The 10,871-nt window shown below is 43.4% G+C and carries 12 protein-coding genes; 11 read left to right on the top strand and 1 reads right to left on the bottom strand.

Annotated elements, in window-relative coordinates:
- The first annotated feature begins 36 nt into the window (after window positions 1-36).
- Window positions 37-744 (top strand): GntR family transcriptional regulator, encoded by a 708-nt coding sequence (locus IGI96_RS02760; protein ID WP_005228765.1) that lies wholly within the window; start codon window positions 37-39, stop codon window positions 742-744.
- A 193-nt stretch (window positions 745-937) separates the two neighbouring features.
- Here IGI96_RS02760 and IGI96_RS02755 read toward each other — a convergent pair whose 3' ends face one another.
- Window positions 938-1,579: a YigZ family protein gene (locus IGI96_RS02755; RefSeq protein ID WP_438784815.1), complete on the bottom strand. Its 642-nt coding sequence runs from the start codon at window positions 1,577-1,579 to the stop codon at window positions 938-940.
- A 110-nt stretch (window positions 1,580-1,689) separates the two neighbouring features.
- Between IGI96_RS02755 and IGI96_RS02750 the strand changes: the two genes are divergently transcribed.
- The 10 genes from IGI96_RS02750 to IGI96_RS02705 all read left to right on the top strand — a co-directional run bounded on the left by IGI96_RS02750 (window position 1,690) and on the right by IGI96_RS02705 (window position 10,827).
- Window positions 1,690-1,983, top strand: coding sequence for a DUF7662 domain-containing protein (locus IGI96_RS02750; RefSeq protein ID WP_005228767.1), 294 nt, complete (start codon window positions 1,690-1,692; stop codon window positions 1,981-1,983).
- 72 nt (window positions 1,984-2,055) lie between these two features.
- Entirely contained in the window at window positions 2,056-2,376 is a 321-nt protein-coding gene (locus IGI96_RS02745) for a PTS sugar transporter subunit IIB (protein ID WP_005228768.1), read from the top strand.
- Window positions 2,377-2,482: 106 nt separating this feature from the next.
- The gene (locus tag IGI96_RS02740) at window positions 2,483-3,793 is read left to right on the top strand and encodes a DEAD/DEAH box helicase (protein WP_086337985.1); all 1,311 of its coding nucleotides are present in this window, start codon (window positions 2,483-2,485) and stop codon (window positions 3,791-3,793) included.
- Window positions 3,794-3,989: 196 nt separating this feature from the next.
- Window positions 3,990-4,466, top strand: coding sequence for a ComF family protein (locus IGI96_RS02735; RefSeq protein WP_016608760.1), 477 nt, complete (start codon window positions 3,990-3,992; stop codon window positions 4,464-4,466).
- A gap of 137 nt (window positions 4,467-4,603) precedes the next feature.
- The gene (gene hpf, locus IGI96_RS02730; RefSeq protein WP_005231866.1) at window positions 4,604-5,161 is read left to right on the top strand and encodes a ribosome hibernation-promoting factor, HPF/YfiA family; all 558 of its coding nucleotides are present in this window, start codon (window positions 4,604-4,606) and stop codon (window positions 5,159-5,161) included.
- 184 nt (window positions 5,162-5,345) lie between these two features.
- Complete coding sequence (locus IGI96_RS02725; protein ID WP_074536086.1) at window positions 5,346-6,293, top strand: LacI family DNA-binding transcriptional regulator; 948 nt, start codon at window positions 5,346-5,348, stop codon at window positions 6,291-6,293.
- Window positions 6,294-6,449: 156 nt separating this feature from the next.
- Complete coding sequence (locus tag IGI96_RS02720; RefSeq protein WP_086337986.1) at window positions 6,450-7,715, top strand: extracellular solute-binding protein; 1,266 nt, start codon at window positions 6,450-6,452, stop codon at window positions 7,713-7,715.
- 160 nt (window positions 7,716-7,875) lie between these two features.
- Window positions 7,876-9,165 (top strand): carbohydrate ABC transporter permease, encoded by a 1,290-nt coding sequence (locus IGI96_RS02715; RefSeq protein WP_010749778.1) that lies wholly within the window; start codon window positions 7,876-7,878, stop codon window positions 9,163-9,165.
- A 2-nt stretch (window positions 9,166-9,167) separates the two neighbouring features.
- Window positions 9,168-10,001, top strand: a complete 834-nt coding sequence (locus IGI96_RS02710; RefSeq protein ID WP_016608756.1) for a sugar ABC transporter permease — start codon at window positions 9,168-9,170, stop codon at window positions 9,999-10,001.
- Window positions 10,002-10,011: 10 nt separating this feature from the next.
- Window positions 10,012-10,827, top strand: coding sequence for a DUF1189 family protein (locus tag IGI96_RS02705; RefSeq protein ID WP_074933465.1), 816 nt, complete (start codon window positions 10,012-10,014; stop codon window positions 10,825-10,827).
- Window positions 10,828-10,871: the final 44 nt, after the last annotated feature.

Here is a 10,871-nt window from a genome sequence, read left to right as displayed (position 1 = left end):
ACCAGTTATAATAGGAGGGGAACGGAGGAATGTGTAGTGGTGGAAAAATTACCTGTTTATATCCAGATTCATGATCAAATCAAAGCCAATATCGAAAACAATACATACAAAATCGGGGATCGTCTGCCTTCAGAACGGGAGTTGTCAAAACAATTCGGCGTGAGTCGCATGACGTTGCGGCAAGCGATCCAAACCTTAGCGGATGAGGGGATTCTTGAGCGCAAAATCGGTTCTGGCACTTATGTCGCTCGCCAAAAAGTACAAGAGAAAATGACGGGCACGACGAGTTTTACCGAAATTATGAATTCTCTTGGTCGTAAGCCTTCCAGCAAAGCGGTCGCTTATTTCTTGACTGCACCTAGCTCCAGTGAGATGGAAAAGCTGCAATTAGAAGGACACGAAACGATTTTACGGATGGAGCGGATTCGGTATGCGGATGATGTGCCGATCTGTTTTGAAGTAGCGAGTATCCCTGAAAAGTTTATTCATGACTTTAGCAAGGAGGAGATCATCTCTTCCCTCTATAAAGTTTTAGAGGAAAAAGGACAACGGAAAATCGGCGGCGCTTCACAGACGATTTCAGCCATGGTCGCATCGGAACAGATTGCCGATTACTTACAAATCAAACGCGGCGATGCGATTTTACGTATGCGGCAAATCACTTCATTTGAAGATGGGCAACCATTTGAATATGTGCGCACCCAATATGTCGGCAATCGTTTCGAATTTTATATGGAAAAATAAGCTGCCTGAGACGGCTGGAAACAAAAAAGACGCGAAAAAGCCGAAAGGACACTGCGAGCATACGTGCTGTTGCTCCGCATCGGTCAATTCGGTTTTTCAACGATTGGGCGTTCCTGCATTCGCTGCAGCAAGCGGCATTAGAGTCCGTGCTTTGAGGAAAAGAGCAAACCTGACAGGTGCTTGTCCTGCATAGTTACTCGGTTGGCTCCTCGATGAGGCGCTCTACATATTCGGTCTTGCCTTTGTTTAGCTGCACTTGCCCTTGCAGCAAATCAATCAAAGCGGCTTCTTGGTCGGCAAGCGTTGCTTCGGGAATCATTAAGGTAACAACGATTTTCTCGGTATAAGCAATGTCTTTTACGTAGATGTTCTGCAGTTCTAAATAGTTTTGCAGCTTACCTAAAAGGGGATAATCAATGGTCAATGCAAGCTCTTGATGCAAAACGCCTTCGACGATTCCCACCGCCTTGATGCCAGCGGAAGCTGAACTGGAATAAGTGCGGATCAATCCGCCAGCGCCAAGTTTCGTTCCACCGAAGTAGCGGGTAACGACAGCGACCATATTGATCAAGTCATTTTTCTTCAATACTTCTAAAATCGGTACTCCAGCGGTGCCGCTAGGTTCACCATCATCACTGCTGCGTTGGATCTCATGGTTTTCACCCAATACATAGGCGCTGCAATGATGATTCGCCTTCCAATGTTCTTTTTTGAGGGCTTGTATAAACGCTTTGGCTTCATCTTCTGATTGGATTCGTTTTAACGAACAGATGAAACGCGATTTTTTGATTTCTATTTCCGTTTCTCCATCTTGTCGGATCGTTCGATAAGTCACGCGTACGATCGCCTCCTTTATGTTTCTAGTATAGGCAATCGGAAGGAAAGTTACAAATAGAAGAAAGAAAAAGGCACCAACACAGACCTGAAAAAGAGGAGGCAGTTGCTTTGGGTAGACGCAAAAAGTACGATACGATCACGCACTATTTAAAAAACAACGGCGGTTCACAAATTACGTTAACCTTTACCCAGTTTGATGAATTTCTTTTCCCAGCATCCGGTTTGCCCAAAAGTGCCCGCACGAGTACGGATTGGTGGGCAAATGATTACCGACATCCTGAAAACGGGGCCTATGCGTGGCTGAATGCCGGCTATGAGGTAGTCCTCGTCAATTTAAAAAAAGAGTATGTCGTTTTTAACCGTTTAGTAAAATCAAACTGGCTGCTGGATAGAAAGCGTTGACAAATTTCAAACTTGTTCTATACTAGAGATAGGAAATGTTATCTTATTCTTAAAATTCAAGGAGTGTTCGATATGGCGAAAAAAACAATTATGTTAGTTTGTTCTGCAGGAATGAGTACAAGCTTATTAGTAACAAAAATGCAAAAAGCAGCTGAAGCAAAAGGATTAGAAGCAGATATTTTTGCAGTTTCCGCTTCAGAAGCAGATCAACATTTAGAAAGCAAAGACGTAAATGTTTTATTATTAGGACCACAAGTTCGTTTCATGAAAGGCGATTTTGAGAAACGTCTAGCGCCAAAAGGAATTCCTTTAGAAGTAATCAACATGGCAGATTACGGCATGATGAACGGCGAAAAAGTCTTAGATCAAGCTTTGACATTGATCGGCGAATAAGCAAGACCTGCTGTTGAAGCAAACAAGAAACCTGTAATCGGTTCAAGTACTTTTCAAAAAGTACTTGAACCGATTTTTTTGCGTACTTAAAACTGAGGTGTATGTTATGACCAATCAAAAAGGAAGACAATTTTTTGTTTTAGATGAAACAATGAATGTAGGAAAACCCTTTGATTCTCGACCGGCAATGCTCGAGCAGGGGCAGAGAATCGTTTGTCAGCGATGCGGTTCTTCCCACCGCAAGCCGTCGGTGCAATTACCGATAGGCAGCTATTACTGTCCAACCTGTATTCGCTATGGTCGGATCACATCAAATGGGCGACTGGTGATTCAACCTACGGATAGTCCAGCCATTGATCACCACATCGTCTGGCCAGGAGCATTGACGCCGTTTCAGAAAAAAATTTCCCAGCAATTGGTGTCTAATTGTCGACAAAAGCGATCCTCGCTTGTTTGGTCGGTCACGGGTTCAGGGAAGACCGAAATGATCTTTGAAACGATCCGCTACGTTCGGCAAGAAGGTGGTCGAGTGGCGATCGTCTCACCTCGGATCGATGTTTGTCGTGAATTGTTTCCGCGAATTCAGCAAGCATTTCCACAAGAGGAAAGCTTGCTCCTTTATGGAAAATCAGAAGAGTCTTATCGCTACACAAACATCCTTATTGCCACCACCCATCAGCTACTGCATTTTTATTGGAGCTTTCAACTGATCGTGGTGGATGAGGTAGATGCATTTCCCTACGAGGGCGATGCGCAGCTGCGTTACGGATTATACAATGCCTTAGCCAAAAACGGGTGTCTGATCTATTTAAGTGCGACGCCTTCAGAACGACTGCTGCAAGAAATTCGTGGGAAATTCGCTGTCTTGAAAATGCCGCTGCGGTTTCATCAGCGTCCATTGATCGTTCCAAAACCTGTTCATTATAGTCACTGGGCGCAGGCTTATCGCAGAAAACGTTGGCTGCGACCATTGCTGCAGCAGTTGCAGCGGCTGCTTCAAAAAAACTTTGTCTTGGTGTTTTGTCCAAGCATTGCGCTGATGAAGGAAGTAGAAGCGGCTGTCCGCCGACAAGGCACGTCATGGTCTTTGACAAGCGTTTCGTCGCAAGATCAAAAACGGAGCGAAAAAGTAGCGTCTGCTCGTCGACAGATTTACAAGGTGTTGTTTACAACGATGATTTTAGAGCGTGGGGTGACGTTTGAAAACGTCTCAGTCATCGTATTGGGTGCTAATCATCCAGTCTTTACAAAATCGGCGCTCGTGCAAATTGCTGGTCGTGTCGATCGTAAAGGGGCCTATACGGAAGGGGAGGTCATTTTTTTCTACGACCAAATGACGGAAGCGATCCGAAAAGCACTCAACGAAATTAAGGAAATGAACCAATTGGCAAAAAGCTGGCTGACCGATGGTGTGTAGTTGGTGTAAAAGGACTTTTCCTAGAGAACGAACGATCATTGAGGTGTTGGCTCCTTGGCGTATCCCAGAAAATGAATTGTGCCCGCAATGTGCTCAACAGTTTTCGGTGATCGATTGGCGAACCTGCTGCCCTTCGTGTGGAAAAAAAGAAACTGAGTTTTGCAGCGATTGTCTCTATTGGGAAGAAACGTGTCCCATGATACAATTGCAGCACCGAGCGCTATTTGCTTACGATCAAGGAATGAAGGATTGGCTTCACGAATACAAACTGATGGGAAACTATCAGTTGCGGGGGACGTTTGCGCCTGTGATCAAACAGAAACTCAACAGGTTTGACTATGAGTGTTTGATTCCCATCCCACTATCGGCAGAGCGTTACCAACAGCGAGGGTTTAATCAAGTCACCGCTGTGCTGGAAGCCGCCGGAGTCAGATTTCAAGAGTTACTGGAGAAAGTTGTTGATACCGCACCACAGGCACAACGTTCTCGCAGGCAACGATTAGTAGAGGCGCAACCCTTTGCAGTGAAGCCAGATGTAGCGTGTGAAATCAAAGGGAAAAAATTATTGTTGATCGATGATGTGTATACTACCGGTAGAACGTTATATCATGCAGCTGAAGCACTGCAGTCCTTTGGCCCCCAGTCGATTCGTTCTTTTTCTATTGCTCGTTGAAACGTTATTTTGAAAACGCTTAAAGAAAATTGTTCGATTTACTAGGCAAATGACCAAGAGTTCGATATAATAGAGTTAAGAAGAAGAAAAGAGTGGTCCTTTTCCTTCTTTACTGGTAGACGAAAGGGGTAATTTTTATGTTTAGATATAATGTGCGTGGCGAAAATATCGAGGTAACAGAAGCGATCCGTGATTACGTCGAGAAAAAAGTAGGTAAATTAGAACGTTATTTTAATGATGTGCCAGAAGCAACAGCACACGTTAATTTGAAAGTTTATACAGAAAAAACTGCAAAAGTAGAAGTAACGATTCCTTTACCATTCCTAGTTCTACGTGCGGAAGAAACTTCACCTGATCTATATGCTAGTATCGATTTGGTTGTTGACAAATTGGAACGCCAAATCCGCAAATTCAAAACAAAAATCAATCGCAAATCTCGTGAGACAGCGTTGGTTCCGCCAACAGATGGTGATTTATTCACAACTGAAGCAAACGATGAAGAAACCAATGGTTCTGATTTAGACATCGTACGTACAAAACGTTTGTCTTTAAAACCAATGGATAGTGAAGAAGCTGTTTTACAAATGAACATGCTTGGACACAACTTCTTTATCTTTGAAGATGCGGAAACGAATGGAACGAGCATTGTGTATCGTCGGAAAGATGGTAAATACGGGTTGATCGAAACGGATTAACACGTGTGGGATCCTTTTGGCGACACCCCAAAAAAAGTCTTTTTTGACAGAGTAGCTGAGAAGCTGCTCTGTTTTTTTATCTTTTGGAATGAAGCAAGAAATCTTTCTATATAAAAGTTGGCTTTGTTTCTCTTTTGTTTTATTGTGTTATACTATAGATGAAATAATACAGGGAGAGTGAATCATGACTACGTTAGCAGATGTCGCCAAAAAAGCAAATGTTTCCGCAATGACCGTTTCTCGAGTGATCAACCATCCAGATAAAGTGACCGAAGAGCTAAAGCAGCTCGTTCATCAAGCAATGCTAGAACTGGATTATCAACCGAATATTGCTGCCAAATCATTAGTTTCCAAGCGTTCCCATATCATCAAAGTGTATATCTTAGAGGAGATGGACACGACGGAGCCATACTATATGAATTTATTAGTGGGGATCGCTCGTTCCATCGGCAAAGCGCATTATTCGTTGCAGCTGGTTACGACGGATGGGGTGGATCGTGGCCCAGCAGATGGTTGTATCATTACGGGATTTCGCCAAAAGGATATGGACTGGATAAAAAATTTAAAGAAACCCGTCGTTCTATTTGGTGAAAATGAAGCTGGATTCAGCTTTGTTGATAGTGACAACTACCAAGGGATCGTTTCTGCTTGTAAACACGCCCTCGATACTGGCTATCAACACTTGGTCTATATTGGTTTAGAGTTGGAAGAAGCATTTACGAAAAGCCGAGAAAAAGGGTACATAGATACAGTGACAAAAACAGGACAAGCACCAAAAATCCATCGTTTTGAAAACCGTTCTTCCGCAGCCCGCACGTTTATCACAGCACAGAAGGAGCAATTTGCGGAAAATACTTGTTTTATTTGTGCGACGGATCGTTTGGCACTAGGCATCAATCAAGGCTTGCAGTCGATTGGTGCGCAGATACCAAAGGATTTTGGGATTGTCGGCTACGATGGGGTATTCTTGGATCAGGTCAGCTCACCCAAGTTGACGACTATGAAGCAAGCAATCGTTGAGATGGGCGAAGCTTGTGGTGAATTACTGATTCAAAAAATTGAACAGAACGATACGAGCCAGCGACAACAGCGCTTTTTACCGCAACTCGTGGTTCGTGAATCCACAAGGTGAAAAATTAAGCAAATGGTTGCGCAAATTCTTTTCAATTCCTCAATATCTTAATTTAAAGGCTTTTTCAATTTTTGTTATCGCTAACATTTAGAAAATGTTTGCCATTTTAAGAAACCGGTTGCATAATAGAGTTACAAATTGCAGGAGGTAAACAGGATGAAAGTGAATTGGAAAAAGGCAGCTCTAGGATTAGTTTCAGGAAGTGCGTTGTTAGCGCTTGCGGCGTGTGGCGGCAACGGCGGTAGTACCGATGGTAGTAATGCAGATGCAGGTTCAGGTAGCGATGAAAAAACGATCACGGTCTCTGTAGGCGCAGACTATATTGATTATATCAATGAAGTGAAATCTGACTTTGAATCTGAAAATGATGTCACCATCAACGTTGTAGAAATGGACATGTTCGATCAAATGGATGCGCTTCAACTAGACGGTCCTGCTGGGAAAGGCCCAGATGTTACGATGTCTCCTTATGACCGTGTGGGTCAAGTAGGCTCCCAAGGGCATTTGGCAGAAATGACTTTGCCAGATGATGGACGGTACAGCGATACCGACAAGCAACAAGTGACCATCGATGATAAGATCTATGGTGCACCAGCAATGATCGAAGCGGTTGTCATGTTCTACAACAAAGACTTGATCGATGAAGCACCAGCAACTTTTTCTGATTTAGAAGAACTAGCAAAAGATGATCGTTTTGCAGAAGGCGATGACAATGTTGGTTTCTTAGCTCGTTGGACGGACTTTTATTATACGTATGGTCTATTAGCGGGGCATGGCGGGTATGTCTTTGGTGATGAAGGAACAGATCCATCTGATCTAGGGCTGAACAACGAAGGTTCTGTTGAGGCAATCACGTATGCAACTGATTGGTTCCAAAATGTCTGGCCGCAAGGAATGCTGGATGTATCAGCCAACGAAAACTTGATGTTGGATTACTTCAATCAAGGCAAAACAGCAGCTATCATTTATGGACCATGGGGCGTGAACGGCTTTGAAGAAGCAGGCATCAACTATGGTGTAGCGAAAATCCCAACGCTAAGCAACGGCAACGACTATGAAACATTTGGCGGCGGAAAAGCGTGGGTGGTATCTAACTACTCACAAAACAAAGACGTTTCGCAACAATTTGTCGAGTATTTGACCAACGAAGCCAATCAAGAGAAATTGTATGACATGCGTCATGATATTCCAGCGAACATTATGGCTCAAGAAACAGTCGCTGCTTCTGATGATCCAGTAGCAAAAGCAGTGATCGAGCAATACAGTGTTTCACAACCAATGCCAAATATCCCTGAAATGTCTGAGGTTTGGGTAGGGGCTGAAAACATGCTGTTTGATGCAGGTTCAGGCAATATGACTCCTCAAGAAGCAGCGGATAATGCTGCCAAAACAATCGAAGAAGCGATTGAGCAGAAATACTAATAATTAGCCGATTACGGTCTGTCATTCATGTCGACGATTCTATAGAGGATGTTTGTCAAAAGGATTCCTTGCAACGTAGCACGCAAGAAATTGCTTGACGAGATTGTTTTCTATCGATCGTCGGCCGCTTGGCAGACTTTCGATTTTAAGGAGGATACATATGAGGACGAATTCACAAGCCATGCAGACAGCGCTTCTTTCAATCATCCCTGGTGGGGGACAATTCAAAAATGGTCAGAAATTCAAAGCGGGTCTCTTTTTTGCAGCCTTTCTGATTTTTCTGGTCGAAATGCTTTTGTTTGGTGGACAAGCACTTTATAACTTTGTCACACTCGGATCAGTACCGATGGAAGACAACTCTTTGTTCTTGTTGATTGAAGGAACACTGCAGGTCATCGTTACCGTTATTTTCATTATCTTTTGGGTTTTAAATATCAAAGATGCCTATCAGGTTCGGCAAAGCATTGAAAAAGGCTTCCCGGTAGCTGTTACGAGAAAAGAATTTTTCAAAAAATTATACGAAGATGGGTTCGCGTACTTACTGACGATCCCTGCCTACTTGGTAATGATCGTAGCAATTATTTTTCCAGTAATGGTGACGCTCTTTATGGCATTTACCAACTATGATTTTCGACACATTCCGCCAGCAAACTTAATCGACTGGATCGGTTTTTCGAATTTCACGAATATCTTCACCTTAAGTTCTTACCGCGACACCTTTGTAAAAGTATTCAGTTGGACGGTGATTTGGACCGTTTTAGCAACCACCTTGCAAATTACACTCGGCATACTGACAGCAGTTGTTGCCAACCAAAAATTTGTGAAGTTTCGTCGCGTCTTTGGGGTGATTTTCTTGCTTCCTTGGGCGGTGCCAGCGTTTATCACAATCATGAGTTTTTCAAATATGTTTAATGATACCGCAGGAGCGATCAATACGCAGGTGATCCCGCTATTGAACAATCTGCCTTTTGTGGATATTGGGAACATTGCTTGGAAGACTGATCCGTTTTGGACGAAAACGGCGATTATTTTGATTCAGGGTTGGTTAGGGTTTCCTTACATCTATGTAATGGTTTCGGGGATTTTACAATCCATTTCCGAAGATTTGTATGAAGCAGCAAAAATGGATGGAGCCAATGCGTTGCAGCGTTTTCGGAACATTACGCTGCCGGCAATCTTTTTGGTGGCAGCACCAACCTTCGTTACGCAATATACAGGGAACTTTAATAACTTCTCCATGATCTATCTCTTTAACGAAGGTGGTCCAGGGAGTTTAGGTGGAAATGCCGGTTCGACAGATATTTTGATTTCATGGATCTACAAACTGACGACCGGCGGCTCACCACAATATTCGATTGCTTCTGCATTGACCTTGATCATTTCCTTTGTGGTGATCTCCATTTCATTACTGGTGTTTAAAAAGACGAATGCATTTAATATGGAGGATTGAGGATGAAAAAGAAGAAGTTTTCTTTCAGCAAATTATTTACCTACTTGTTTATGATCGCGTTATCGATCATTATCATCTATCCCTTGTTGATTACCGCAACCTCAGCCTTCAAGGCAGGGAACATGATCGCTTTTCGCTTAGATTTTGATGCGGATTGGACATTGAACAACTTTCGACGTTTATTCAATGAAACCCCGTATTTGACATGGTATAAAAACACCTTGATCGTGGCCGTTTCGACGATGATCATTCAAGTAATGATCGTAACATTAGCAGGGTATACTTACAGTCGTTACCGTTTTGCTGGTCGTAAAAGTAGTCTGATGGTGTTCTTGATCGTTCAAATGGTACCGACAATGTCGGCGTTGACCGCTTTTTATGTCATGGGCTTATTAGCAAACGGTCTAGATAGCTTCTGGTTCTTGACACTGATTTATATCGGTGGTGGGATTCCGATGAATACTTGGCTGATGAAGGGGTACTTTGATACGGTACCCATCGACTTGGATGAATCAGCAAAACTTGATGGTGCAGGGCATTTTCGCATCTTTTGGCAAATCGTTTTGCCCCTCGTAAAACCAATGGTTGCCGTCCAAGCATTGTGGGCCTTTATGGGACCATTCGGCGAATTCTTGCTGGCGCGATTCTTGCTTCGCTCACAAGAGCGTTTGACCGTCGCAGTCGGGCTACAAACCTTTATCAATGATGCCCGTAACCAACGGGTCGCACTCTTTGCGGCTGGGGCGATTTTGATCGCCGTACCGATCGCTGCACTGTTTTTCTTCTTACAAAAATACTTTGTTTCAGGTTTGACCTCTGGCGGAACAAAAGGATAGGAATGATAGGATGTCTGAACAACGATTTCCCTTAACGTACTTTGGGGCCATTTTTTCTCCAACAAAAGTCTATGCATGGCGTAAAAAATTAAATCGCTGGCAGCAAGTGTTCGTCTATGTTTTCTTGATGTCCTTGCTGATGATCCCGTTGACCTTAATGATCAGCAAGCAAACGGATCAAGCCTTTGCGGCATTTTTTCCCCATGCAAAAACACTCGTGACGGCAGAAACGGCAGCAAAATACAGTGAGCTGCAGCTGGAAGATGGCAAACTTTTAGCGGATGAGTCACAAGTCTTTTCCCAAACAGAAGCGGGGATCATAGGCGTTGCGCTTTCAGAAGCGGCTCTTGAAAAAGCGAAATACGCCATCAATTTTCGGGAAACAGACTGGACCATCAAAGAAGAAATCGATGGACAAACTTATCACTATGAAATGCGTTACACGGCGGAAATGGCACCTGATCAAGTAGATGATGCGGCTTCGTTTCAAAAAGCAATCGAAGACGGCTTCTATCGCAACAACGAGACAGCAATTTTCTTCAGTCAGACGATCACAGTGGCATTTTTATTGGTGGCAATGAATAGTATTCTAGTCATAGGCGCAGCGTTTTTCCTCTGGTTGACGAAAAAATCACGACTATCGACAATCGGCAGCTTCAAAGAAAGTACGAACGTGATTTTAAATGCACTGGGGGCAGGCTCTCTCGTTGCGATGTTGGCAGGATTTATTGGCGCTGATATCGTCTTGATGATCGGGATTCAGTCTTTAGGCATGCTACTGATGCTCTTCTTAGCTTTCTTAAAAACCCGTTTTAAAACGGCATAATTTGCAAACCTTCGCAACAAGACGTTTGGGCGTGTGCTGGACTT

The organism is Enterococcus sp. DIV0421, assembly GCF_051713745.1.
In the GTDB taxonomy this organism is placed as follows: domain Bacteria; phylum Bacillota; class Bacilli; order Lactobacillales; family Enterococcaceae; genus Enterococcus_D; species Enterococcus_D casseliflavus.
The sequence above is the reverse complement of the archived record's forward strand: the minus strand, read 5'-3'. Positions and strand labels throughout refer to the sequence as shown.